Source organism: Sporolactobacillus sp. CQH2019 (assembly GCF_028765345.1).
Classification (GTDB): Bacteria; Bacillota; Bacilli; order Bacillales; family Sporolactobacillaceae; genus Sporolactobacillus.
Genome location: NZ_JARAJZ010000009.1, coordinates 68733 through 94486, shown reverse-complemented (window position 1 = coordinate 94486; position 25754 = coordinate 68733). Strand labels below are relative to the sequence as shown.

Here is a 25754-nt window from a genome sequence, read left to right as displayed (position 1 = left end):
AAATCATCTCCAGTGATGGTCGCTCGTTGCTGCACCTGACAAGTAATTTTGGAGCAAATAAACTGTGAATTTATTCACAACGTGATCGCCGCGATACCCCCCTAAGAGAACACCAGTGACCAGCGAAGCCTTGTTTGAAAAAATGGGTACAGCGGCCACAGCCGTCAACTTTTCTATCTTAGTAATCGGGCGGTACATATAATCGGCATAGTTTTTATTGGCAACATAATTGTCCCAATAAGGTTTACCGGTTCGGATGACTAACCCGGCAATGCCAATCCCGGGGCGCAGGACGATTTTCCGGAATCGCTCGCCTTGATTGCCGGCAGCATATCTCCAGCGAATTTTCTGATCGGTGGAATTCTCCTGCAGTGCAACACCAACGAAGTTAAAATTTTCGTTATAATAAATCACGTTTACTAACTTCTGATAATCGATCAACGGACTTGGCTGTTCTTTAGTCAAGAACTTCACCTCTATACTAGCACAGTTTGGCAGTTGCCATTCCTACATTCGTTTATTTCTTAATTTCATGTGTATTTTAACAGATTATGATGAGTTTGTCTGCCAAACTTTATCATATTTGGCGGACGGCAGCCTTGACCGTCGAAAAAATGGGTACTGCCCTAGCGCTTTTTTTCTTCCTTCGGATAATGATTCAGCCGATTTGTGGAGCAGCTCCGGAAATAATAAGTAAACGCTCTAAAAGATTGCTATAGTGTGCGACATGTGGCGCTTCCGTTGTGATCGGTCGGGCATGGAGCCGGATCGTTGCTTCCGGCACGAGTGTTCAGCTCCGGCTGACTGAGCGCGGCAGCTGTCCTTTCTGCATGATCATGACAAACGGGATTCCTGATACCCTCCGACATCATTAAGCCGGCCTAGCCGTGAATACGTTGTCTTTACCCAAAAACGGGAGAGGTCCCCGTTTTGGAATTAATCAATAAGCTCTTCAATTTGAATTTTCGTAGTGAGTGGCTGCTCGTTGATTCAAATTAAGCATCAGTTGCTCATTGCTTATTGCGACAGGAACAGCAGCCACCTCTTGCTCGTAAATCTGCAGTCGGTGTTCGCCACTGCTAAGCAGGCCGGCCAGTATAGGCTGGATAAGCGGCAGGTGGGCGACACAGTAATGGTTGTGGAGAGGGGTTCGTATATACGCGGACGAGTACATTAATAATTTTTCTAAGATCGGGCCAATCAGATTGACATAGTCCACTGCAATCATCAAGCAATCTTCAGCCTCACTTGTTTCGGCTGCGGTGAGAAGAGCAGCCAACGGTCCTTGACCTCTCCATTGTGCCAGATCCGCAATTACCGTGATCTGCGGATGTTCTGCAGTCAGGCACCGGATTTGCGAAGCATTCTGAGAATTGGCGGCAACCAGTACTTTCCCGGTTAACCCGATGAGCAAATTACAGGCCTGCAGTACATTAGGCTGACTCCGTTTAGAAAGTTTATAGAGAGCCTTGTCTTCTCCGAAACGTTGTGATCGTCCTCCTGCCAGTACGAGTCCCACTGTCATGGGTTTTGTTTTACGGCTTCTGCTGATGACTTTGTAAAAACGAAATGGCCGCTTTTGCCACCGCTTTTTTCAACCAAATGCACGTTACTGATTTCCATTCCGCGATCGATCGCCTTGCACATATCATAAATCGTGAGCAGAGCGATCTGTACAGCATTCAGGGCTTCAATTTCGACACCGGTCATGTACTTAGTTTTCACAACGGATGTTACAGTAATTGTGTCCTGATCGTTGTTGCTGAAGTGGATGTCGATCCCCGTCAGTGGAATCAGGTGGCACATGGGAACCAGATTGCTCGTTTGTTTGGCCGCCATAATCGCGGCTAATTGGGCCGTAGCGAGAACGTCGCCCTTTTTTATCCGATCTTTGTAAATTCGTTGCAGGGTCACTGATTTCATGTGGATCCGGCCGGTCGCGACCGCAATCCGTTGGGTCATTGATTTAGCTGTGACGTCAACTATCCTTGCACGGCCCCGCCGGTCAAAGTGCGTTAATTTTTCCATTTTAATTCCTCCCTGAAGTAAGTAGCAAACCATTCCTGCCGCTGTTTACTGCCGGAAAAATCCAGTACATCAGTTGCTGAAGGGCTCGTCAAACTGGCTGCAGCAATTACATGAGTCAGAGGGGGCAAATTTTCCAGTGTTTCACCGGACCGGAGCAGCACAAGTTTGGGGTAGTCTGCCGCTTTAAACCCTTCTAGAACCTGCAAATCGTGCGGCGGCAGATTGCCTAACAGTTCGGACAGCTTCAGCAGACGTGTGGATCGTTTCTGATGAATGAAAAGGTCCGACCCGCTGACCAGGACTGTCATTTTAGCTCCGTGCGCAGTGAAAGCAGCGGTATCCGTTCCCGGCCGGTCCATTTGAGCCCCATGAATATCATGCTTGAGAACGACAGCCGCTTTTTTAAATTGAGCCGCGACAACAAGTAAGTCATTAATCGTTTGTGTTTTTCCACTCTTCTTATAGCCTACTATCTGAAGGGTAGGAACCATGTTTCTACCTCAGCGTTCAGCTTAATTGGTTCAGTACTGTGCGGAATTTTAAAGAGACAGGTCGTGCTCTGAAGATTGCCCAGCGAACCGGATCGATCGCTGCCAACCAAATGAACGTAATATTTTCCCTGATCCGTGTGGTAAACTCCGCGCAGCATTCGATCATATCCGTTCGTTTTCTTATAAAGCTTGTCCAGGAGTGCCGTTCGCTTTATTACTCGGGATGTCTGATGAACCAGTTGCCGCAGGACAGGCTCCACGAATAAATAGAAACCGGTAAAACAGGCGCCGGGATTTCCTGAAAGAGCGATTACCGGTTGATCATCGGCAAGGAACGCTGTGGTAACACTGCCTGGGCGCATACGCAGCTTATTGAACAGGAGCTTCCGGCTCGCTTTTGCAGCACGTGCAATAAAGTCGAAGTCGCCGACAGATACACCGCCGTTTGTGACAATAAGATCATTCTTGGCAGCAGCGGCGCTTAAAGCGTTTATCAGCTGCTCATACCTATCCGTCAACTGGATGTAATCAGTGACGGCAGCACCGTTTTCTTCGACTAAACTTTTAATCATCGGACCGTTACTGTTGAATATTTTTCCTCGAACGGGGACGCTGCCGTCAGCCAGTAATTCACTGCCTGTAGTGATGACGGCGACCCGCGGTTTACAGAAAACGCTGACTGTGTCGATAGCAAACGCACGGAGGAGGCCCAGACCGCCGGGGTTCAGTTCGGTGTTTGCGGGAATCAGTTCATCCCCTTTGCTAAATTCTGAGCCAACCGGGGTGATATTATCCTGCCGGGAGGTCGTCAAAATTTCAACCTGGCTGCTATGCCCCCCGACCGGACGGGTCTGCTCCAGCATAATCACTTTGCCGGCATTTTCCGGAACAAATGCGCCGGTCATAACTCGGACGGTGTCATTTCGGCCAAGTGTTCCATCAAACGTAGCCCCGGCGGGAATTTCTCCGCAGCAGTGGAAAATTTTGGGGAAGCCGTCATCGTCCGCCGCACGGATGGCGTAGCCGTCATAACCGGAGCGGCGAAAATACGGAAGGGAATAAGGAGCTGCTATTCTTTCCGAGGTGACTCGATGGTTCGCTTCGTTGACAGGAATGATTTCTGTTTTCGTTGATAGGTTCAGGGCTCCCAGGCGTTTCTGGGCTTCAGTATAGAGAATAGCTTCTCGTCGATCCAGCATATTTACCACTCACTTTCGATGTTCATAGAGTAAATGCTCATATTCAGGCAATATCAGTTTTTCCATAGCAGTCTGACAGGCATTGCCGGCGCCGGGCAGCAGATAGCACAGTTGACCGCGCAGGTTGAAGCCGGCTTCCGCCCGTGATGCCAGCGCGCGGGTTCCGATTTCTCTGAAACTGATTGCCCGAAAGGCTTCACCGAATCCGGGAATGAGTTTGGTTAGTAGCGGAGCAATAGCCGGAATGGTCACATCTCGTTGGGCAATGCCAGTCCCGCCGTTAGTAATAATTAAGTCTAACTTTTGTCTTTCGAAACTCAGAAAACTGATCTGAATGTCCAAGGGATCGTCGATGACAACCTGCCGATCAAAAATGGCCATCCCGGCATCTTCACAGAGGCTGCTGATCAGTTGGCCGCTTGTATCCGTCTCTAGATTGCGAGTATCACTGACGGTCAAGATCGCTGCTGTTGTCATTCGATTATTGCCGCCTTTCTCAATGCGTTGCATAAGTTTCGGTAACCGGCGGTAGCGTCGGCCAGCGATTGGGCTTCATAAAGCATCATCTTTCCACTTTGGAAATAACTGATATGTGTTGCCTGCCACTCAAAACTGACAAACGTCTTACGCAGAGAAACACTGATTTTCTCTGATTTCAGGAAACGGACAAGATCTGCCAATCCGATACGGGCCGGCAGGCAGGCGCTGTACACGTTTTTGCCGCAGAGCGACCGCACCTCGTCTTTGGATGACGTTATGGCGGCTTGATGCAGACAGCAGGCCGGGCAGTTGCTGCGTTTTGTGACTGCAAACCTGTCTGCCTCGAGTGACCAGTTATTAACAACCAACAGCTGGTTAAAGTTGACAGTCGCACGGTCCACCAGCCAGTGTATAGCCAGACTAACTTGCAGTGCTGCGACCAGCGGTACGAGTGCCGTGTTCACTCCGATTTGATCGCAGTCAATTTGTTTTAACTTTTCCAGCCTGGGGAAAACGCACTCGAGGCACGGGTGCGTTGCCGGACTGATGGGCATCACGTTGCCGCTGACCCCGGCACACGATGCAAAAATATAATCAAAATGCTGGCGGATAGCACATCGGTTTAGAAGATCGCGTACAGAAAAGTTGTCGCTGCAATCCAATACCAGATTAAACGTCGCTTTTTTTAAGAACTCCGCGGTTATTTTGTGCGGAATGGCCTGCACGTCGACGGCCGCATTGATTTCAGCCAACCGCCTCTTTGCCGCTTCAACTTTAAGCACACTATTATTGGCATCCTGTTCAGTAAACAAGGCCTGTCTCTGCAGGTTGGTTAGTGTAACGACATCGGGATCAACTAAAAATAAGCGTTTGATTCCGGCCCGGGTCAGCTGTTCGGCGGCATAACTGCCCAGTGCGCCGCAGCCTACGATCAAAATGCTGGACGATTTGAGCTTTTCCTGACCCGAATCCCCGATCTGGCACACTCGGCGCTGACGATCATATCGATCCAATTCAAGTCCTCCTCTTTGTAAAATATAGGCATTTCCCTAGTCGCAGTATAGCATTGCCCGTGCTACTGTTGAATTAGGGTTTTGACTTACTTTTACGGCATCGATGAATGGTGCCGGGGGAAATGGTCGTTTCTTCAATTTGGAAGGATGTGAGAAAGTGCTTAAGTCCCGTTTTTTCAAGCACGTTGAGAAATTCAATGGCAGTTTTACACAATTGGAAGAAAATGATCGCCGCTGGGAAAAGCTTTACAGACAGCGCTGGGCACACGATAAAGTGGTCCGGACGACGCATGGCGTCAACTGTACAGGTTCGTGCAGCTGGAATGTATATGTCAAACAAGGTGTCATTACCTGGGAACACCAGGCGATAGATTATCCGCCATGTCAAACCGATATGCCTGAATATGAACCGCGCGGATGTCCCCGGGGTGCCAGTTTTTCGTGGTACGAATACAGCCCTGTCCGAATCAAGTATCCTTATATTCGCGGAAAGCTATGGCAGCTCTGGGTAGCCGCCAGAAAGGAACACAACAGTCCGGTGGCTGCCTGGCAGAGTATCGTTGAAGATCCGAAGAAAACCAAGTTGTATAAATCGGCCCGAGGTCATGGCGGCCTGGTTCGGGTTCACAGGGAGGAAGCCTTGGAACTGATTTCCGCCATGCTGATTTATACGATTAAAAAGTATGGGCCGGACCGGCTGGCCGGCTTTACACCCATACCGGCCATGTCGATGATTAGCTATGCATCCGGAGCGCGTTTCCTTTCGCTGCTTGGAGGGGAGATGCTGAGCTTCTATGATTGGTATGCTGATTTGCCGCCTGCGTCGCCGCAGGTCTGGGGCGAACAAACCGATGTACCGGAATCGGCCGATTGGTACAACAGCCAGTACATTATCATGTGGGGATCTAATGTTCCATTGACTCGGACTCCGGATGCACACTTCATGACTGAAGCCAGATATCATGGGGCTAAAGTGGTCACTGTCAGTCCGGATTATGCTGAAAATGTTAAATTTGCCGATAATTGGCTGGCACCGCATCCCGGTACCGACTCTGCATTAGCGCAAGGGATGATCCATGTCATCCTGAAAAATTTTTATGCTGACAAACAAATCCCTCAATTTATCAACTATGCCAAACAGTATACCGATCTGCCGTTCTTAGTCATGCTGGATCGAAGTGCGGCCAATAGCAATCATTACTCGTCTGATCGTTTTGTCCGCATTTCCGATCTGAGTCCTTTGCCCGTTGCTCAAGGTGAATGGAAAACTGTTGTGCTGGATCGAATAACCGGTCAGCCGGTGGTTCCTAATGGAACGATTGGTCAGCGGTGGGAAAAGGGTGCGAAATGGAATCTGACCCTGAAAGATGATAAGGGGAATCCAATTGATCCGATATTGAGCATTCAGCCGGATCAATGGATCAAGGTTGATTTCCCGATTTTTGACCAGCGGGGAAACGGTGTTTTGAGCCGGAATCTTCCCGTATGCAACATGACGTTTGCTGACGGTTCTCAGCATTTTGTTACGACGATTTATGAATTGATGATGAGCCAGTACGGGATCGCCCGCAGACCCGGCGATGATCTGGCTGCTAAAGGATTTAATGATGCTGCCAGTCCGTTTACTCCGGCCTGGCAGGAAAAGGTGACCGGTGTCAAACAGAGTCTGGTCATTCAGATTGCCAACGAATTTGCCCAAAATGCCATTGAAACCGGGGGCAAATCGATGGTTATCATGGGTGCAGGGATTAATCATTGGTTCAATTCGGATATGACTTATCGGACAATCATCAACATGCTTCTCCTGTGTGGCTGTGAAGGGATTTCCGGCGGCGGCTGGGCTCACTATGTCGGGCAGGAAAAACTGCGGCCGCAGGAAGGGTGGATGACGATTGCCTTTGCCAACGATTGGAGGAAAGGCGGTGCCCGGCAGCAGAACAGCCCTTCGTTTTTCTACTTTGCTTCCGATCAATGGAAGTACGATGAATTAGACAACAAGGCCCTGAAATCGCCGGTCTGGAAAACCGCTCATAGCTATGATCATCCGGCTGACTATAACCAACTGGCCATCCGCCTGGGATGGCTGCCTTCATATCCCCAGTTCGACCGCAATCCGCTGCAATTTGCGAAGCGTTACGGAACGACTGATCTAAAGACAATCAGTCAGAAAGTGGTCGGTGAGCTTAAATCCGGTCGTCTGCACTTCGCGGCAGAGGCTCCGGATGAATCTGTCAATCAGCCGAAAGGTCTGTTTGTCTGGCGTTCCAATCTGTTCAGTTCTTCCGGCAAGGGCCAGGAATATTTCATGAAGCATATGCTGGGCACCGAAAATGGCCTGCTGGCCCGGCCTAATGATCAGTTCAAACCTTCGGAGATGAAATGGAGCGGCGAGTCAGTGGAGGGGAAATTGGACCTGATTATTGATATTGACTTCCGGATGGTGACAACGTCGTTGTATTCTGATGTGGTGCTGCCGGGAGCCACCTGGTATGAGAAGGAAGACTTGTCTTCTACAGATATGCATCCGTTTATCCATCCGTTTAATGCCGCCATCAGTCCGCTTTGGGAGGCGAAAAGCGATTGGCAGACGTTTAAACTGCTGGCAAAATGCTTCTCTGAGATGGCTAAAACTGAACTGCCGGAGACAGAATATGACTTAAAAACGCAGCCGCTTGGCCATGATTCACCGGCTGAGATTGCACAGCCGTTTGGCAGGATAAGAGATTGGAAGAAAGGCGAAATCGATTGCATTCCGGGAAAGACGATGCCGGGTTTATCGCTGATTCCGCGCAATTACGGCGATGTCTATGACAAGTTCATATCACTTGGCCCCGAAGCCCGGGGTCATGTCGGAAGCGTCGGTTACAGCTATGACGTTACAGAGCAGTATGACGAATTAAAGGATATAAATGGCACGTTTGTGAACGGTATCAACAAAGGCTGTCCCAGGTTGGATCAGGATCGTAAAGTTGTTGATGCAATTCTGCATCTCTCCAGTACGTCAAACGGACATGTGGCCCGAAAAGCCTGGGCTGACGCTGAAGCGAAAACCGGTCGGAGATTAGCTGATATCAGTGCCGGTCGGAGCGAGGATCTGATGACTTTTAAAAGTATTACGGTTCAGCCGGCCGAAACGATCCCAACGCCGATCTTCAGTTCTGATAAACGTGACGGTGAACGCTACTCACCTTTTACCACCAATATTGATCGACTGGTTCCGTTTCGGACTTTGACCGGGCGGCAGCAGTTTTATCTGGATCATGAGATCTTCCAGGAATACGGTGAGGCGCTGGCCACTTACAAACCGACTTTGCCGCCGGTTGTGATGGGACCTAAAGATGTGAAAATTGCACCTGACTCAAGCGAACTGGTCCTGCGCTACATGACACCGCATGGAAAATGGAATATTCATACAATGTATCAGGATAACCTGGAAATGCTGACGCTGTTTCGAGGCGGGCCGAATGTCTGGCTGAGTCCGGCCGATGCTGAAAAGATCGGCATTAAAGATAACGATTGGCTGGAGATTTATAACCGTAATGGAGCGGTGACCTGCCGGGCGGTGATTTCCAATCGAATGCCTGAAGGATCACTTTACATGTATCATGCTCAGGATATGAATATTCAGGAACCGCTGTCGACGATCACCGGTCAGCGCGGCGGTTCGCATAACGCACCTACGCAGATCCACATCAAACCGACACAAATGGTCGGCGGATATGCACAGTTGAGCTACGGGTTCAATTACTATGGCCCTATCGGCAACCAGCGCGATTTGTATGTGGCTGTGCGTAAATTAAAGAAGGTGAACTGGAATGAAGATTAAGGCTCAGATTGGTATGGTATTGAATCTCGATAAGTGCATAGGCTGTCATACTTGCTCGGTTACGTGCAAGAATACCTGGACTAACCGTCCGGGTGCCGAATATATGTGGTTCAACAATGTAGAAACGAAACCGGGTGTCGGCTATCCGAATCGCTGGGAAGATGAAGATTATTATCGTGGCGGTTGGGAACTCGGCAAAAAAGGTAAATTGCGGCTGAAAGCCGGTTCCAGGCTTAATAAAGTGGCGTTGGGGAAAATTTTCTACAACCCGAATATGCCGCAGCTCGACGATTATTATGAACCATGGACGTACGATTATCAGACTTTGTTCGGTCCCGAAAGCAAACATCAGCCTGTTGCCCGGGCTAAATCACAAATAACGGGTCAGACCATGGATTTGAAAAATGGTCCAAATTGGGATGATGATCTGGCGGGCTCCACGGAATACTTCGATAAGGACCCAAATATTCAAAAAATTTCAGCGGATATTAAGGCTAACTTTGAACAGGCTTTCATGATGTATCTGCCGCGGCTGTGCGAGCACTGTCTGAATGCATCATGTGTGGCTTCCTGTCCATCAGGGGCTATGTACAAACGAGATGAAGACGGTATTGTTCTGGTTGACCAGAAACGCTGCCGTGGCTGGCGATTCTGCATGACCGGCTGTCCTTATAAAAAGGTGTATTTTAACTGGAAGACACACAAAGCGGAGAAGTGTACATTCTGTTATCCGCGAATTGAAGAGGGAATGCCGACCGTCTGCGCCGAAACCTGTGTGGGCCGGATTCGTTACCTCGGTGTCATTCTCTATGATGCCGATCGAGTCAGAGCCGCTGCTGAGGAACCGGACAACACGAAATTGTACGAGCAGCAGTTGAAACTATTTCTGGATCCCCGGGATCCGAAAGTGATTCAGTTGGCTCTTGCCGAAGGCATCTCCGAAAATATGATTGATGCTGCTCAACGTTCGCCGATCTATAAACTGGCGGTAGAAGAAAAGATTGCTTTTCCATTGCACCCTGAATACCGCACCATGCCGATGGTGTGGTATGTTCCGCCGTTGAGTCCGATTATGAGTTATTTTGAAGGCCGTGACTCGATCAACGATCCGGACATGATCTTTCCGGGGATCGATGAACTGCGTATCCCTCTGGACTATTTAGCAAGCCTGCTGACTGGCGGCAACACCGAAGTCATCAGGGACTGCTTATACAAATTGGCAACGATGCGCCTGTACATGCGGGCCGTGACCTGTGGCAGATCCTTTGACAGGAACAGGCTTGAACGGGTCGGCCTGACGCCGGAAAGCGCTGCATCATTGTACCGTTTACTGGCGATTGCTAAGTATGAAGATCGGTTTGTTATTCCAATGAATCACAAGGAACGGGTAGAAGATGTCCAATCTGAGCAGGGAGATTTAGGCTATGACACGTGTGAAGGATGTGCGTTAGGCTCACAATATGGAAACCTGTTCAAAAGAGCTGCGGCCGGTAAATCCGGCAAAGAGATCTATGCAGACAATTTCTATGGGGGGATATGGCGTGATTAATCTTGAAAAAGTCAAGGCCATTCGCAGCGGATTCGCTTATGTATCGCATATGCTGGATTATCCATCTGAAGAAATCCTTTCGCTGGAATTTCGAAACGGCCTCGTCCGGGACTATTGCGCAATGTCGCAGCGGGCGAGCGTTCTTACCATTTTAGACGAACTGCGGGGACAAAAACTATATGACCTGCAGAAACATTATTCGGATCTGTTCGATTCCAATAAGCGTTTTACTCTGTATATGACTTACTACAAGTTTGAAGACTCCCGCAAACGAGGTACGCTGCTGGCTAAACTGAAGCTGCTCTATGAAATGTTTGGCCTTGAAATCTCGGAACGGGAACTCGCTGATTATCTGCCGATGATGCTGGAATTCCTGGCATTCGGCCACTGGCAGGGGGATCGTCGCCGGCAGGATATCAACCTGCTGTTTCAAGTCATTGAAGACGGCACATATCATTTGCTGAAAAGAGGCAGGGAGTACCGCGACGATCCGTATTTCCGACTGATTGATGCCGTTCGCAAAGAACTGAAGGCTTGCCTTGAACAGGAGGCTGATGTGTCATGACACATCCGTTTCAGTACTTCTTATGGATCATTTTTCCATACATTGCTTTAGGGTCATTTTTCTTTGGAACGATTCTCCGTTTAACGCTTTTCAACAGCTCGATCACTGCCGTTTCCAGTGAATTACTGGAAAAACATCGGCTGATCATCGGCAGTATCTCGTTTCATACTGGCATTATTCTCGTTTTTTTGGGACATATTTTGGGGATTTTGATCCCAAAAGGTTGGATCGATGCTTTGGGAATTTCTGAACATATGTATCACATCTTCGGGTCCATTCTGATGGGCGGTCTTGCAGGCGTGCTGGCATTGGTTGGGATGCTGCTGCTGACCTGGCGGCGTTTCAGTGACGTTCGAGTTTTTCGGACAAGTTCATTAGGCGATTTAATCGTGAACATAGCACTGTTGATTACGATTATTTTGGGTTTAATTGCAACATTGACATCGTCGCTACACCCGGCCTTTAATTATAGGACGTCATTGTCGGTCTGGGCTCGCCAGCTTTTTACATTCTATCCGGATCTTCGATTCATGCTGCACGTACCGCTCATTTACAAACTACATGTAATCTGCGGATTTCTGATTTTGGGGATGTTTCCCTATACCCGGCTGATGCACGCACTGGTTCTGCCGTGGCAATATGTTTTTCGACGGTTCATTATTTATCGCCGGAAACCTCAATATGATCGTTAAGGAGGGTCTAACGTAACGCCTGTGGAATGAAGGGAGCGTTCAGTAAGTCGTTACAGGAAATTCATTGTAACTAAAGTGGAGACGTGATCAGTATTTTTATAATGTCCGCATATCGGGTACGGAACTGGGGTTAAGAGACTGTTTTTTCAAAAAAGAGATACTGCTAAATCCCAGTATTCGAAAAAAAGGTGGAAGGAATATAAATTTCCTTCCATTCTTAATTTTTAAGATGTTTTTCACGGGTCACCGTGGCCCGAATCGAAACCATTGTCTGACCGGTTCGAAAGAGATTTTGACTGCTATGCCCCAGTTTCCATTGGGATCAGGAAGCCGATTATCATCACTTTCGAAAGAGAGAATTAAAATCTTCAAATTCTTGATAGCCGTCAATCTTCTTTCAATGATCTTTGGCTATGCTGAAGAAGTCAAAGGGAGGAGGAAATGATGAATATTCAAAAATGGCTGCAGCGGCATCATAAACACATTACATTTTCCACTGGTATTTTGATTGTACTCGGCTTTTTAAGCAAAGATCTTTTGCGGTGGGGGACTGGTTATGAGGTAACGTTTATCACGGCTTCAATTCTCAGTTTTTTACCGATTGCGATTCGCGCGTGGCAGGCGCTGAAGGTTAAAGTCATTAGTATCGAATTATTGGTCAGTATCGCTGTAATCGGTGCATTCTTCATTGGCGAGTACAACGAATCGGCCATCGTGACATTCCTTTTTTTATTCGGGAGCTATTTGGAACAGAAAACATTACAGAAGACCCGCAGCTCGATTCAGGCACTGACTAAAATGGCTCCGGTGACCGCCTGGGTCTATCAAAAAGACGGTGAAGCAGAGGAAAAAGAGATTGATGAAGTTAATGCGGGTGATGAGCTTTTAGTGAAAACCGGAGCTCAAGTACCGGTGGACGGCATGATTGTATCCGGCCGCGGCTATCTCAATGAAGCGAGCATCACCGGCGAGTCCCGGGTTGTCGACAAGACGGTCGGCGCGACGGTCTTTGCCGGAACAATTTTAGACAATGGGACGTTGCGTATTAAGGCGACCCGCGTTGGCGAGGATACCACATTTGGGAAAATCATTGAATTGATTGAAGAGGCTCAGGATACGAAGTCGCATGCAGAAAAGTTTATTGATCGTTTCGCCCGTTTCTATACACCGGCGGTTTTATTGTTGGCTCTTGTTGTCTGGGGGATCACGCAAGACATTCGCCTGGCCATTACGATCTTAGTTCTAGGCTGTCCGGGAGCTTTAGTCATCGGTGCCCCGGTATCCAATGTCGCCGGTATCGGCAATGGGGCAAAACGCGGCGTCCTGATCAAAGGCGGCGAAATCATGGATACTTTTAGTAAGGTGGATACCTTAGTTTTTGACAAAACAGGAACGCTGACGAAGGGGCGGACTGAGCTTGTAGAAATTCATGCGGTGTCAGATCAGCGACGCGGGCTAGCCTATGCGGCTGCCTTAGAAAGGGAATCGGATCACCCGCTCGGCAAGGCGATTTTAGCCTATGCACAAAGGCACGCCGTTGATTATCGTCACCTGAAAGTTACTCAGACTCAAGTAGACAAGGGCAAGGGGATTAGGGCGGTTGTGGAACATCGAACAGTCCGGGTTGGCAATCGCGTTCTGTTGACTGAAGCCGGTATTCGATTGAACCATAAACAGGAACAAAAATTGATGGAAATGGAAGAAAAAGGAGTATCTACGGTATTAGTGGCGGTCGATCAGCAGCTGGTGTTAATGCTGGGGATCGCCGATACGCCGAGAGATGGGGCTAAAGAAGCTTTAGCGGCATTAAAAACGATGGGCGTCAGAAAGAGGGTCATGCTGACGGGGGACAATGCGCGAACGGCGCAGGCTATTGCGCAGCAGCTTGGCATCGATGAAGTTCATGCGGAGCTTTTGCCGGAAGATAAAGTGCTTTATGTCGAAAAATTGAAAGAGTCCGGTCATACCGTCGCTTTCATCGGCGACGGCGTCAACGACAGCCCTTCCATTGCCTCGGCAAATATCGGAATTGCTATGGGCAGCGGGACCGATGTTGCGGTGGAGACCTCAGATATTGTGCTAATGAAATCCAGTTTTGCCGAGCTTGTCCATGCGTACGGGTTAACAAAGAAAACAGTGATAAATATGAAAGAAAATATAATGATTGCCATCGCTACCGTTATTTTCTTAATAATCGGCTTGATCCTGGGTTATATTTATATGGCGAGCGGGATGTTCGTTCACGAAGCCAGTATTTTAGTGGTCATCTTTAATGGGATGCGTTTACTAGGCTACCATGCTGAAAACGCCAGTAAAAACTTTATTGCTCCGGCCGTTATTTCTAAAAATTGATACCTATCAATTTTTTTATAAACGAGTTGTTTTAGACTGAAGACAAAAGAAAAGGAGGAATAGCCATGTCAAAAGTCATTCTGCAATTGGAAGCACTGACGTGTCCGTCCTGTCTGCAAAAAATCGAATCCGCCCTTGCCCATCAGGAAGGAATTGAGAAATCAAAAGTGCTGTTTAATTCCAGCAAGGTTAAAGCAGAAATCAACCCAGGTAAGATCTCGGCTGAAGAAGTCGCCCGGCTTGTATCGAAACTCGGATACGAAGTAAAAGCCGTAAAAGTGAAGGAAGCCTGAATCGGTCGATAATGGAAAAATGATGAGGAGGAACCCATATGTCCATCGACAAATTATATGAAGCAGAAGTTGCCCAGTCCGAGAAAGATCATCATACGCCAACTGCCGGAGCGATGAGCGGACACATTTTAGCTAACCTGAAGATACATCAGGTAAAGATGGCTCAGGCTGTTTATTACGCCAGGGGAACCGAGACTGCTTTTTTAAGAAAATTCTTCAGCCAGGCGATCCAAGAGGAATTCGAACTTTTTGACGAACTCGCACAATTGTTGTTAGATGAAAGCGAGGTGATCCCGACAACAACCGGGGAGTTTAGCCGTTACAGCATGCTGGAGGAACAGGGGAAATTCAAATACCTTTCTGCTAGAGAATGGCTCGTTACCGCAGTGAAAGACTTTGACACGCAAAATCTGTTTATTACGCGTGCGATTAAATTAGCCGCAAAAGAAGATAAACTGGCAATCCAGGCGTTCCTGGTCCGACACTTAAGCTGGAATCATCGTAAAATCCGCGAGTTACAAGCGTTCTTAGATCATACTCCTCGAGAGGGCCTTGATGAAGAGGGCGATAATTGATTAATGGAGGTCTGAATGATGGAAAAGCATAGCTGTTTGATCCTGGTTCCTTTGTTTAATCATATGGACGAGCATGATTTGGAAAAAATTTATTCGCTTACTAAACAGCGTACGTATAAAAAAGGTGAGCAGATCTTCAAGCCTTATGATCAGCAGCAGCTGACCATCGTGGCAAAGGGCCGCATGAAGGTCTACCAGCTTTCCGGTTCGGGCCGTGAGCAGCTTCTGCGTGTTGTAGAAACGGGTGAGTATGAAGGTGAATCGGCATTATTCGGTGTAAAAAACGACAGCTTATTCGCTGAAGCGCTTCAAGAAACCGTTGTCTGCACACTGGCTCACCATGACTTTCAAAAGTTATTGCTGACGTATCCCCAAATCAGTCTAAGGTTATTAGAGACTAATGCAGAGAAACTATCATCTGCCCAACACCAGGCACAGTTTTTGGTAATGGAAGCTATTGAAACCCGACTAGCCGTTTATCTATTGGAATTAGCGAAGGAAAATGATCGCCTGACGTTTGAGCTGCCCATGAAAATGAAGGAATTGGCAGGTTTTCTGGGTACAACGCCGGAGACATTGTCTCGAAAATTTAAATTATTAAGTGACAAAGCTCTAATCCGTCGGGAGCGACAAAAAATAACGTTGCTCGACCCGGAAGAACTGGAAGATTGTTATGTCTGATCAGAGCATCATCCCGTCGGCCTTCCCGATGGGAGTTTTAATTCTGGACGGATAAGGATAATTAAAAGAAAACACGTCCAGTATCCGAGGTCGGGAGACAGATCTGAGATCAGCGTTGTCGACAATCACTATCAATTGACTGAGGCAGTTATCGGATCAGGAAACGCCATCATTCATATTACTGATGAAGGGTTGTTTTAGCCCCATAACGCTGAAGGTAGTCAGTACGTCGGGAGGTAATCATGGTGAACGTATTAAAAGATATTTTTAATCGTATAAAAGCAGATCCTGAAAATATTCAGTTTACAAACAAAGATATCGAACCGCTCTACTATGCCGCTTCGACGGCCAAAATACTAATTATAGGTCAAGCTCCTGGTAAGAGAGCACAGAATACAAAGATCATCTGGAACGATCGAAGCGGGACTCGGTTGAGGGAATGGATGGGCGTATCAGATGATACTTTCTATAACTCGGGAAAAATTGCTGTTCTCCCCCTGGATTTTTATTTTCCGGGCAAAGGGAAGAGTGGGGATCTGCCACCCAGGGAAGGATTCGCTCCTAAATGGCACGCCCAAATTATTAAAGCCATGCCGGATATTGAGTTAACTCTATTAGTGGGTTCGTATGCTCAAAGGTACTACCTGAAGACTAATTCTCAAATGACGTTAACTGATATTGTTAAAAATTATCGCAGCTATTTACCTGACTATTTTCCATTGGTCCATCCTTCACCGCGTAACCAAATCTGGATTAAAAAGAATCCTTGGTTTGAAGAAAAGGTACTGCCAGATTTGAAAGAGTATATTTACCAGATTTTATAGCATCTGCAATTTATAATGGAACCCCCTAGCTTATAACTGATAAGTGTTTATGAGTATCTCTTTAGCCCATTTTCCTGCTGTGCTGTCAGATGATGATCGATTTTTCCTGAGATCGTCAATCGCTCGAAAAACGAAGAGCCTTTCCGCGATCAATAAACTTCCCTAACAATTTGATAGACCAGGTGCAACGGAATCGGGCAAACTCCCTGTGATGACCGATAAACGGCATGCAGCGGCCGATAAACTCCCTGCAATGACTGATAAACGGCGCCTGACGATGATAACCCGGGTACGGCCGGATACATGAGTTGAAGGGATATCCATTTAATTGTTTCATGGATTTTGAAAGAGGGAAAAATAGGATTCCTTCTGATCTGAATTGGACTGAAATTTAAGCTCGCAGTGAAAGGCAGCTATCCCGGCTGGGTAGACTGCACGGTGAATACGGCGGAAGCGGTCTTTGATAGACGGACTGGAAGTCTATCGCTATGGCTGTTTATGCATGAATTGCTATTAGCAAAATGATGAAGAAGAAGGCTGCATTGATGATCTCTATAATTCCGATCGTCAATATCTTTACAGATTTCCCGTACATTATTAAAGAGCGTAGCAAACCGGGAAAGAAAGCCAAAGCGATAAGAAAATTGCCACCCAGAACTGGCAGAAGAACCATAAGAAAATGATAGATCCAGGACAGGTAGTGATATGAAAGACTTTTACGTTTGCGGATCATCGTTTTTACATACAATGCTGTTCCCACGAAAAAAAGCACGTTGAGTACAGCGATTTCCAATGCCTGCCTGTCTATCGAGCTATTGGCGGATAGACAGGCAGCCAGACCTCCAATCGAAAAGATACAGACAGCGGCAATATCGTTTACCAGTGAACGTTCATTTTTTCTTTTAGCATAATAGATATTTATACAGAAAAAAGGAAGCATGCAGCAGCCTACTAAGAGGATCAGCCAATTCGATAATAAACTGCAAACGATCAAAACGAACGCAATTGCGCTGTAAATTAGAAAACTTTGTTTATACTGTTTTTTCTTAGTCTGATTATTCGTTTTTAATAGACTGAATCCGGTGTAAACGGAAAGATAGAGTGAAACCCAGGCAAAAAACGTAACAAACTGCGGCCAGGTGAAATGCGCAGCACTGGCCTCCAGCCAATAAGGGACGAAAAGCATTGCCCAGGCTCCATGTTGTTTGGGTACAGAGAGCTTCATCATCCAACCCCTTCTTTAAAATGGATCTACTGCTATCTGAAATATTGATTGACTATCACTGTTTTTTTATCATCACAGCTTCGCAGTTCCGGCGGCCGGGCAAATTCTTTCCGGATGCACAATTCTGCCAGAAATCGTGTTTTCACATGACTGGAAAAAATCAATTTCTTCTTAACGAGAATAATAAGCCACCCAGTCGGCGGATAGTCATCCATTTTAACTGTAATCGTCAATGATTATAGTAAATCAGCGATCGGAGAAAAAACTATGATCTGGATCAAATCCGGCCGACTATTCAGTTGCTATTTTATCTAAATCCATTTTTCCCGCGGTAATTTAGCTTTTCGTTTCTTTCCGCATTTTAACAGCCTGTTTCCCAAATGGTGTTACAACGGTTCGAACCTAACGGGCACCGAAGGATGAAAAGAGAAAGATCGTCATTTTGGTAGTAAGGAAAGAAAATATAGAGCAAAAACCATACAAAAATGAAGAAGTCGGCATCCTGAACTGTCAGTGGTAAGGATGACGGTTTGACGTAAGAACCGCTAATCATTCTAATGATCCGGTGGTGAAATATCTAAAACGGCGCATGGAGACAAAAACTGACTCTTCATGATGATGTCGGCAATCTCATCCAGGCTTTCGGGATTTTTCTTGGAAATCCAAAACAGGATAGGGCTCAGTAAACTGTTTAAAATCAGCTCTTTTGCGTAATCTTCCGGCAAAGTAGGAATAAATTTTGCGGATCCTTTTTTTTGTATGAGCGCTTTTTCGATTTCATCCGCTAATAACATTTTGATTTTGTCCAGAAAATGAGGCCCCCCGTCTCCGCTGATTAAAGCATTGAGAATTTTCGCATTTTCGTGTACGTAGTTCAACGCGGATATGACAATTCTGTAAAGCGAATAATTTTCTGCCTCTAAAGCAGCATGATCCATGGCTGCAGGAAGATTGGTTTTCATAATCTGCCGCAATTTATCCAGCAGCTCTTTCTCATATTTCTCCAGAAGGTCAAACTTATCCATATAATGCAGATAGAAGGTGCCGCGGTTGATGCGGGCTGCCCGTGTAATGTCCATCACAGTCAGGTCATGAAATCCTTTCGTACAGACAATCTGAATAAAGGTTTCCTTAATCACTTCCTCGGTATGGGCAAATTTAGCGTTCTGTTTCATTTCTATTCACCTCTATTTTAAATCAACAGATGATTTGAAATTGTTTATTGTATTTTCCCTTTGTTCTCTCTATGATAAAAGAAACAATCAATAAAATCAACATGATGTTCATTTTAAAAGGGGAGGATAAACATGACTGTTGCTGATAAGGAAGGGACTGTTTGATGAGCATTAATGAATGGAAGCAGGGGGTTAAAATGGTCAAAGGTTTAGGCAAGGCCAAAAGGAATATGAAAATTGATGTGCATGTCCATTATCTGCCTCCGAGTTATGTCGAAGCACTACGTGAAAACGAGGGCGAAAGGCCGGACGGGTTTCAGACGCCGGATTGGGATCCGAGACAGCATATTGCACTCATGGAACGTCTCGGCATCGAAATTTCGATACTGTCTTTATCCTCTCCCCATGTGTATTTTGGCGATGAGGCAGCCGCAAAAACACTGGCCCGCCGAGTGAATGAATATGGGGCGGAACTTGCCGGGCAGTATCCGGGGAAGTTCCGCCTCTTAGCGTCACTGCCCTTGCCGAACGTTAAAGACAGCATCGAGGAAATACGGTTTGCCCTCGATGAATTGGATGCGGACGGTTTCACCCTGCCGACGAATACACGGGGCATTTATTTGGGAAGAACGGATCTGGACCCGGTTTTTGAAGTGCTGAATGAGCGAAAAGCAGTGGTCGTGCTTCATCCGAATAAGCCGGGCCGTGTTCCGGAAAATGTGAATGAAGGTCTGCCCATTCCTGCGATGGAATTTCTGTTTGATACGACGCGGACTGTGATCAACATGATCATTAATGGAACGTTCAGCCGCTATAAAAATATTAAGTTTGTGATTCCGCATGCCGGTGCTTTTTTGTCCCTGCTTGCCGACCGGCTGGATCCGTTCTTTAAGATCATACCGGTAGGAGAGAGGAAGGTTAAAGCCGATGTGTATGCCGTGCTAAAAAGATTGTATTATGACGTCGCCGGTTTCTGCGTGCCAAGGCAGCTGGGAACTCTTTTGCAGCTTGTGGATGCGAGCCATTTGCTGTACGGCAGCGATTATCCGTATACGCCGGCGATCGGCTGCGCCAGTCTGGCCGGTATGCTCAGCGATACGGACCTGCTGACGGAGAAGCAGCGTCAGGCCATGTTTTACGATAATGCGCTCACTCTGTTTCCGCGATTAGGAGATGTTAAAAAATGAAAGGAAGCGGTCTGCGCTGTCTTTGTTGCGAAAGATAGGTTTCGATCTTTGCTATCCCAGGTGGAGGTAACAAAAGGGCGTACGGGCTTTGCACTGAAGAAAAATAAAAGTATCAGGTACCGGGATATGATCAAAATTCATTTTGAAAGATAAGAATAAGCAGATATAGAAGGTGAACGGATGCGAAAAATCATTTCATTACGCTGGGTCATGTTGGGTATTTGGATCGCGGGGATGATTGCCCTCATTTTAACTTCACCCGATATGAGTGCACTTGTACAGGAGAAGGGCAGCTATGCACTGCCTGACACTTATTCAACGAGTCAGGCAAACAGGCTGGAAAAGCAGTTCAGCGGCAAGGATACAACCATCTATGTTGCGGTCTTCCATTCGAACAAAGCTCTATCAAATAATGACCTGAGCGCGATTAAGCAGACGCTGCAAAGAGTCAAGAATAACAAAAATACTTTAAAGATCAGCAGTGTTACTGACAGCTTTGATCATAAAGAATTGCAGGATCAGTTTCTTTCAAAAAATAAAAAAACACTCATGGCGGCTTTAGAAGTTCAAAATGTGAATCAGACGTTTGTACAGGGCGTCCGCGGCAAAATTAATCAGGAAATAAGAACGAACGGTGTCCAGACCTATCTGACCGGTCAGGAATTGATTACGAATGACATGAATAAGGCGGCCGAAGCGGGGCTGCACCGGACGGAAGGCCTGACCGTTATCTTCATTCTTGTTATTCTCCTGCTCGTCTTCCGTTCGTTTGTCGCTCCGTTTATTCCGCTGTTCACCATCGGAATCAGCTATACGGTGGCTCAGGTTATTGTCGCTTTTCTCGTCAAGTTTATGAATTTTCCAATCTCCAATTTCACGCAAACCTTTATGGTTGCCGTCATGTTCGGCATCGGAACGGACTATTGCATCTTACTCATGAGCCGGTTTAAAGAAGAACTGGCCAAGGGAACCGACAAATATCAGGCAACGCTGACGACATTTAAAACGGCCGGCGTCACCGTCCTGCATAGCGGAATTCCCGTCTTTATTGCTTTTCTGTCGCTGGTTTTTGTTCAATTCAATCTGTACCGCAGTGCGGTCGCCGTCGGTGTCGGCGTGGTTTTCCTGCTTCTCGCGCTGTTTACGCTGCTCCCGCTTTTTATGGTCACGTTCGGCAAACAGCTTTTCTGGCCGATGCGCGGAAAAATAAAGGAATCGAAAAGCGATCTCTGGGCCGGCGCCGGAAAACTCGCTTTCGCCCGTCCGCTGATCGCTTTGCTCATCGTTGCATTATTTACGATTCCGCCGATCCTCACGTATCATGGCCAGCTTTCGTTTAACTCGCCCCAGGAACTGCCTGATACTTATTCGGCGAAACAGGGCTATAACATCGTTTCCAGCGATTTTGGCGCCGGAAATTTATCGCCGGTAACGATCTATCTGAAAAATGACGATAATATGAGGACGAGCGACTATGTCGCGTTAATCGAACGTATTTCCATCGCCTTGAAGAAGGACGCAAACGTTGACACGGTCATGAGCGTTTCCCGTCCGCTCGGCAATCGGCTGGATGATATTTATGTCACGAAACAGGCTGATACGCTTCACAGCGGTTTGTCCAATGCCTCCGGCGGTTTGAGCAGCCTGCAGGAGAATCTTCAAGGCACAAGTAAAAAAATCGATGGGTCACAGCCCCAGCTGCAAGCGGCGGTAACTAATGTCGGTAAACTTCAGAGCGGGACAAACGATACGGAAAAAGGCGTTCAGCAGATGCAAAGCGTACTCTCGCAGATATCCGTCGGTATTAAATCGGGGGCTTCAGGCACCGCGGAAATGGAAAGAAAAGTCCATACCGCCCGGACTCAGCTGGCACAGCTGCAGTCCGGCCAGACGCAGCTTCAGAGCGGCTATCATAAAGTTGCGCAAAACCTGCGAACCCTGTCCGCGCAGCTGAATCAATTTACTACGGCGTCCGGGAGCCGGCCGGCTATTGACACAAGCGAGCTGGAGCAAACAATGGGGCAAATTCAAACTAATCTGAATGCTTATTTAGCCGTTCATCCCGAGGCGATGCAGGATGCCCATTTCCGCCTGTTCGTTGCGGCCCTGCAGCAACTGCCGGCGGAAATGAAAAATACGCAGGCGGCTGCGCAAGCGGAAATCAGCCGCCAGACGCAAATGGAAAAGGCAAAAATCAATCAGCTGAATACAGGGATCAAAGCTCTGGCCGATGCCACGGACCAGCTGAACAGCCAGTCGACAAAAATTACAGATGGACTTGGAGCGTTTCAGTCCGGCCTGGCGCAGCTGGACACGGGGCTTGCTCAGCTTGAAAGCGGTCTGAATCAGGCAGGCAGCGGCCAGGATCAGACGGTGAAAGGCTCATCGAAAATCAGCGATGCTTTAAATCAAATTGCCTCCGGCCAGGCGCAGCTGAAAAGCGGGTCCGGCCAGATCCAGGATCAAATGAAGAGTTTGTCCGTGGGATTAGCTCAGGGGGCCGACGGTGCGGAGAAAATTAAAAACGGTATCAATTCGGCCAATGATTTTATGAACAACTGGACGAAAGTTCCTTATGAGCAATCGGGTATTTATGTCCCGAGTAAGATCTTTGACAATAAAGATTTTCAATCTGCACTCAATAATTATATGAGCGGCAATGGGAAGATAACCAAGATTCAGGTGAAGATGAAGGATGATCCATACTCAAATGAAGGCATCGCTCATTTCAAACAATTGAAAGACGAACTTCCCTCTGTTCTGAAAGGGACAAGGTTGGAGAATGCCCGCATCGGCATCAGCGGGACAGCCAGTTTTAACAACGATTTGAGGCAGCTTTCGAGTTCCGACTATCAAAGGGCTGTCACTTATGTCATTATCGGCGTCTTTATTGCCCTTACTATCGTCTTACGTTCGTTCAGCATGCCGATTTACCTGATGGCTTCGCTGCTGCTGACTTATTTTTCATCGATGGGGTTCGCAGAGCTGATTTTTACCAGACTGGGTCACTACGCCGGTTTGACATGGGAGACGCAATTTTTCGGCTTTATTGTCCTTATCTCCTTAGGAATTGACTACTCGATTTTTGTCATGACACGATTCAATGAATATATGAAGATGGAGATTAAAGAACGGATGCTCCTGACCCTCTGGCATATGGGCAGTGTCATTTTCTCGGCGGTTATCATCCTGAGTGGAACTTTCGCTGCCATGATGCCGTCCGGAATGCTATCGCTTGTCGAGATTTCTACTGTTGTCATTATTGGTTTGATTCTCTACGCTGTCATTATCATCCCGCTCTTTGTTCCGGTCATGGTCAAATTCTTCGGCCGTGGGAACTGGTGGCCGTTCCTGCCGAAGAAAACAGGAACAAGTGATGACGGCAAAGGAGTCCTATCCGATCAGTCGCTCTAAGTGGATTCAGCCTGCTCACGTTCAGTAAAAAAAACACGGCGGCTTCTTTTATTTGAGCTGGGAATTATCAAGAGTGCGGATAGAGTATAATCATCAGAAGAAAAGAGAGAAGGCTGTCTCCTCCCTTTTTCTTTTTGGTGAGGGTCTGCCATGGCATAGATTTTGAAAGCTTTAATTTCATTTTTGCAGAGTCGCCGAATGATGCGTCCTTTCAAGGATTTTTCTGCCCGGCTATCCGGAAGTCAAAGTTAAATTGCCATTTATCATTAAAAACACATAAAAATAATATGATTTAGCATTGACAATCCAGATCGAATTTCCTATGATTAAATCAACAATTGAATGAGTGCTGAGAATTTCTTATCCAGAGCGGCGGAGGGACTTGCCCTATGAAACCCGACAACCAGCATGGACAGTATCCCGTGTATGGTGTTAATTCAAGCAGATTTTTCTGTAAAGATGAGAAAACAGGCGTACGAGTCGGAGATGCTTGCTGTTTTCTTTTTACAGAAAACGGCATTTTTATTTATTATTGTAATTATTTTTAAAAAGGGGCAGATGTCAAATCGATTAAGGTGGGCGCTATACATAATGAAAGACCATTTTCAGACACGGCGATTGCAAACAGGCAACACAAAAAATATTAAAAGAGGGTAAAGTCATGAGTGAAAGAGATGAAATTGTTGAACGATACAAAAAATATCTGGCCGATTACATCGCATTTCCATCTGTATCGGCTCAAAATACGTCCATTAAGGAGACAGCGGATTTTCTGACCGGATTATTCAGAACGGCCGGCGGGCATTCTGAAACACTCACAGATTATAAATATCCGTTAGTGTATGCCGACTTTCAGTCAAGCGATCCGGAAAAAAACAAGACAACTCTTTTATTTTATAATCACTATGATGTTCAGCCGCCTGAGCCGCTCGATGAATGGAACTCTGATCCGTTTACATTGACTGAGACTGAAGGCAGGCTGATTGGACGCGGTGTTTCAGACTGCAAAGGTGAACTGATCGTGCGGCTCACTGCCTTGAAGATTTATGAGCACGAGCATGGAGATTTTCCCTGCCGGGTTAAGTTTTTTGTGGAAGGCGCAGAAGAAATTGCCAGTCGGAATCTGGAGGATTATTTAAAAAAATATGCCGATCTTTTCCAGGCAGACCTCGTTGTCTGGGAAGGCGGATCGAAGACGGCTGAAGGAAAACTGGAAATTACAGGCGGGAACAAGGGCATCAGCTGCTTTGACCTAGTGGCCAGAACCGGAAAAGACGATATCCATTCATCTTCAGCAGCTTACATTGAAGGACCGGGGTGGCGCCTTGCCCAGGCATTATCGACTCTGCGGGATGTTGAAACAGGAAAAATTCTGGTTGATGGATTTTATGATGACGTTGAGCGGCCGTCGCAGCGAGCCAGAGATCTCATTAACAAGATGAACCTGGATAAGAATGCGATAAAAACATTGCATGGACTGACGCGGCCCTTCCTATTTGAAAATATTAAGGAAGCTTATGCTTTTGAACCAACGATCAATATCGCCGGGCTGACCAGCGGCTATGAGGGTGAAAGCGTTAAAACGGTTCTTCCGCATACAGCCAGGGCAAAGATTGATTGCCGGCTGGTACCGCACCAGGACCCTGCCGATATTCAGGAAAAGGTGCAGAAGTACCTAATTAAACGGGGATTCACTGATGTAAAAGTAGAATACCTGATGGGAGAAAAAAGCTACCGTTCCGATCTGGACGCGCCCATTGTTCAGGATGTACTCAAGGTGGCGGCAGATGTCTATGGCGGAGAAGATCAGTTACAATTGGTGCCGACCAGTTCAGGAACGGGGCCGATGTATCTGTTTCATCATTATCTTCATGCACCCTTGATGTCCTTCGGTATCAGCGATCCGGGTTCGGGGGCCCATTCACCGAATGAACATATTCACTTAAGTGATTATGATAAGGGCATTGATTTTGTCACGGCAATTTTAGAAAAACTGGCTCAGAAAACTGAACCGGTTCAATAACAAGAGGAGCGGGTACAATCCACCATTGGAACAGGTTTACTATATAGGTTATACTTCTTCTCTTTTGCATGGCCGTCCTTTATTCTTAATTCGGCAAGCCGGCTTTGAAGAGGATAGATAAAATAAATTGGCAGAAAATAGATCCCTGTTTATCGAATGACA

General features: G+C 46.9%; 21 protein-coding genes and 1 riboswitch. Of the genes, 12 read left to right on the top strand and 9 right to left on the bottom strand.

The window, feature by feature from the left end; translation table 11 throughout:
* Positions 1-3 precede the first annotated feature (3 nt).
* The 7 genes from OYT88_RS13740 to OYT88_RS13710 form a co-directional block, all read right to left on the bottom strand.
* A complete protein-coding gene (locus OYT88_RS13740; RefSeq protein WP_274400813.1) occupies positions 4-465 on the bottom strand; it encodes a GAF domain-containing protein in 462 nt (153 codons plus the stop codon).
* Positions 466-952: 487 nt separating this feature from the next.
* The gene (locus tag OYT88_RS13735) at positions 953-1525 is read right to left on the bottom strand and encodes an NTP transferase domain-containing protein (RefSeq protein ID WP_274400811.1); all 573 of its coding nucleotides are present in this window, start codon (positions 1523-1525) and stop codon (positions 953-955) included.
* Positions 1522-2028, bottom strand: coding sequence for a cyclic pyranopterin monophosphate synthase MoaC (moaC, locus tag OYT88_RS13730; RefSeq protein ID WP_274400809.1), 507 nt, complete (start codon positions 2026-2028; stop codon positions 1522-1524). Before moaC ends, OYT88_RS13735 begins: the two co-directional genes overlap by 4 nt.
* Positions 2016-2519: a molybdopterin-guanine dinucleotide biosynthesis protein B gene (gene mobB / locus OYT88_RS13725; RefSeq protein WP_274400807.1), complete on the bottom strand. Its 504-nt coding sequence runs from the start codon at positions 2517-2519 to the stop codon at positions 2016-2018. The genes moaC and mobB overlap by 13 nt, the downstream gene beginning before the upstream one ends.
* Positions 2498-3718: a molybdopterin molybdotransferase MoeA gene (locus OYT88_RS13720; RefSeq protein WP_274400805.1), complete on the bottom strand. Its 1221-nt coding sequence runs from the start codon at positions 3716-3718 to the stop codon at positions 2498-2500. Before OYT88_RS13720 ends, mobB begins: the two co-directional genes overlap by 22 nt.
* Positions 3719-3727: 9 nt before the next feature.
* Entirely contained in the window at positions 3728-4195 is a 468-nt protein-coding gene (locus OYT88_RS13715; protein WP_274400804.1) for a MogA/MoaB family molybdenum cofactor biosynthesis protein, read from the bottom strand.
* Positions 4192-5211, bottom strand: a complete 1020-nt coding sequence (locus OYT88_RS13710; RefSeq protein WP_274400801.1) for a HesA/MoeB/ThiF family protein — start codon at positions 5209-5211, stop codon at positions 4192-4194. The genes OYT88_RS13715 and OYT88_RS13710 overlap by 4 nt, the downstream gene beginning before the upstream one ends.
* 103 nt (positions 5212-5314) lie before the next feature.
* On the opposite strand from OYT88_RS13710, the gene OYT88_RS13705 reads away from it, so the two are divergent.
* From OYT88_RS13705 to OYT88_RS13665, 9 genes are all read left to right on the top strand, one after another.
* Complete coding sequence (locus tag OYT88_RS13705; protein WP_443217515.1) at positions 5315-9037, top strand: nitrate reductase subunit alpha; 3723 nt, start codon at positions 5315-5317, stop codon at positions 9035-9037.
* Positions 9027-10586, top strand: coding sequence for a nitrate reductase subunit beta (gene narH, locus OYT88_RS13700; protein ID WP_274400798.1), 1560 nt, complete (start codon positions 9027-9029; stop codon positions 10584-10586). Before OYT88_RS13705 ends, narH begins: the two co-directional genes overlap by 11 nt.
* Positions 10579-11151, top strand: a complete 573-nt coding sequence (gene narJ, locus OYT88_RS13695; protein ID WP_274400796.1) for a nitrate reductase molybdenum cofactor assembly chaperone — start codon at positions 10579-10581, stop codon at positions 11149-11151. The genes narH and narJ overlap by 8 nt, the downstream gene beginning before the upstream one ends.
* The gene (narI, locus tag OYT88_RS13690) at positions 11148-11843 is read left to right on the top strand and encodes a respiratory nitrate reductase subunit gamma (protein WP_274400794.1); all 696 of its coding nucleotides are present in this window, start codon (positions 11148-11150) and stop codon (positions 11841-11843) included. Before narJ ends, narI begins: the two co-directional genes overlap by 4 nt.
* 444 nt (positions 11844-12287) lie before the next feature.
* Positions 12288-14195: a heavy metal translocating P-type ATPase gene (locus OYT88_RS13685; protein WP_274400792.1), complete on the top strand. Its 1908-nt coding sequence runs from the start codon at positions 12288-12290 to the stop codon at positions 14193-14195.
* 65 nt (positions 14196-14260) lie between these two features.
* The gene (locus OYT88_RS13680) at positions 14261-14488 is read left to right on the top strand and encodes a heavy-metal-associated domain-containing protein (protein WP_274400790.1); all 228 of its coding nucleotides are present in this window, start codon (positions 14261-14263) and stop codon (positions 14486-14488) included.
* Positions 14489-14526: 38 nt separating this feature from the next.
* Entirely contained in the window at positions 14527-15063 is a 537-nt protein-coding gene (locus OYT88_RS13675) for a ferritin-like domain-containing protein (protein WP_274400789.1), read from the top strand.
* An 18-nt stretch (positions 15064-15081) separates the two neighbouring features.
* Entirely contained in the window at positions 15082-15744 is a 663-nt protein-coding gene (locus OYT88_RS13670) for a Crp/Fnr family transcriptional regulator (protein WP_274400787.1), read from the top strand.
* Between the two features lie 242 nt (positions 15745-15986).
* Positions 15987-16568, top strand: a complete 582-nt coding sequence (locus OYT88_RS13665) for a uracil-DNA glycosylase family protein (RefSeq protein WP_338000554.1) — start codon at positions 15987-15989, stop codon at positions 16566-16568.
* Positions 16569-17064: 496 nt separating this feature from the next.
* Here OYT88_RS13665 and OYT88_RS13660 read toward each other — a convergent pair whose 3' ends face one another.
* Together OYT88_RS13660 and OYT88_RS13655 are read right to left on the bottom strand one after the other, a co-directional pair.
* Positions 17065-17796, bottom strand: coding sequence for a YwiC-like family protein (locus OYT88_RS13660; protein WP_274400784.1), 732 nt, complete (start codon positions 17794-17796; stop codon positions 17065-17067).
* Between the two features lie 551 nt (positions 17797-18347).
* Positions 18348-18968 (bottom strand): TetR/AcrR family transcriptional regulator, encoded by a 621-nt coding sequence (locus OYT88_RS13655; RefSeq protein ID WP_274400783.1) that lies wholly within the window; start codon positions 18966-18968, stop codon positions 18348-18350.
* A gap of 164 nt (positions 18969-19132) precedes the next feature.
* Here OYT88_RS13655 and OYT88_RS13650 point away from each other — a divergent pair, with 164 nt between their 5' ends.
* From OYT88_RS13650 to OYT88_RS13640, 3 genes are all read left to right on the top strand, one after another.
* Positions 19133-20155: an amidohydrolase family protein gene (locus tag OYT88_RS13650; RefSeq protein WP_274400781.1), complete on the top strand. Its 1023-nt coding sequence runs from the start codon at positions 19133-19135 to the stop codon at positions 20153-20155.
* Between the two features lie 180 nt (positions 20156-20335).
* Positions 20336-23569, top strand: a complete 3234-nt coding sequence (locus tag OYT88_RS13645) for an MMPL family transporter (protein ID WP_274400779.1) — start codon at positions 20336-20338, stop codon at positions 23567-23569.
* 357 nt (positions 23570-23926) lie between these two features.
* Positions 23927-24035: riboswitch (SAM riboswitch) on the top strand.
* Between the two features lie 195 nt (positions 24036-24230).
* Positions 24231-25592: a M20/M25/M40 family metallo-hydrolase gene (locus OYT88_RS13640; protein ID WP_274400777.1), complete on the top strand. Its 1362-nt coding sequence runs from the start codon at positions 24231-24233 to the stop codon at positions 25590-25592.
* The last annotated feature ends 162 nt before the right edge of the window (positions 25593-25754 follow it).

Excerpts from the sequence above, each read along its gene's own strand:
- OYT88_RS13670 (WP_274400787.1), top strand. The coding sequence starts at position 15,082 with ATGGAAAAGCATAGCTGTTTGATCCTGGTTCCTTTGTTTAATCATATG.
- OYT88_RS13645 (WP_274400779.1), top strand. The coding sequence starts at position 20,336 with ATGCGAAAAATCATTTCATTACGCTGGGTCATGTTGGGTATTTGGATC.
- OYT88_RS13650 (WP_274400781.1), top strand. The coding sequence starts at position 19,133 with ATGAGCATTAATGAATGGAAGCAGGGGGTTAAAATGGTCAAAGGTTTA.
- OYT88_RS13720 (WP_274400805.1), bottom strand. The coding sequence starts at position 3,718 with ATGCTGGATCGACGAGAAGCTATTCTCTATACTGAAGCCCAGAAACGC.
- OYT88_RS13655 (WP_274400783.1), bottom strand. The coding sequence starts at position 18,968 with ATGAAACAGAACGCTAAATTTGCCCATACCGAGGAAGTGATTAAGGAA.
- OYT88_RS13715 (WP_274400804.1), bottom strand. The coding sequence starts at position 4,195 with ATGACAACAGCAGCGATCTTGACCGTCAGTGATACTCGCAATCTAGAG.
- OYT88_RS13640 (WP_274400777.1), top strand. The coding sequence starts at position 24,231 with ATGAGTGAAAGAGATGAAATTGTTGAACGATACAAAAAATATCTGGCC.
- OYT88_RS13705 (WP_443217515.1), top strand. The coding sequence starts at position 5,315 with ATGAATGGTGCCGGGGGAAATGGTCGTTTCTTCAATTTGGAAGGATGT.
- narI (WP_274400794.1), top strand. The coding sequence starts at position 11,148 with ATGACACATCCGTTTCAGTACTTCTTATGGATCATTTTTCCATACATT.
- narH (WP_274400798.1), top strand. The coding sequence starts at position 9,027 with ATGAAGATTAAGGCTCAGATTGGTATGGTATTGAATCTCGATAAGTGC.
- OYT88_RS13675 (WP_274400789.1), top strand. The coding sequence starts at position 14,527 with ATGTCCATCGACAAATTATATGAAGCAGAAGTTGCCCAGTCCGAGAAA.
- moaC (WP_274400809.1), bottom strand. The coding sequence starts at position 2,028 with ATGGAAAAATTAACGCACTTTGACCGGCGGGGCCGTGCAAGGATAGTT.
- mobB (WP_274400807.1), bottom strand. The coding sequence starts at position 2,519 with ATGGTTCCTACCCTTCAGATAGTAGGCTATAAGAAGAGTGGAAAAACA.
- OYT88_RS13735 (WP_274400811.1), bottom strand. The coding sequence starts at position 1,525 with ATGACAGTGGGACTCGTACTGGCAGGAGGACGATCACAACGTTTCGGA.
- OYT88_RS13685 (WP_274400792.1), top strand. The coding sequence starts at position 12,288 with ATGAATATTCAAAAATGGCTGCAGCGGCATCATAAACACATTACATTT.
- OYT88_RS13680 (WP_274400790.1), top strand. The coding sequence starts at position 14,261 with ATGTCAAAAGTCATTCTGCAATTGGAAGCACTGACGTGTCCGTCCTGT.
- OYT88_RS13660 (WP_274400784.1), bottom strand. The coding sequence starts at position 17,796 with ATGATGAAGCTCTCTGTACCCAAACAACATGGAGCCTGGGCAATGCTT.
- OYT88_RS13665 (WP_338000554.1), top strand. The coding sequence starts at position 15,987 with ATGGTGAACGTATTAAAAGATATTTTTAATCGTATAAAAGCAGATCCT.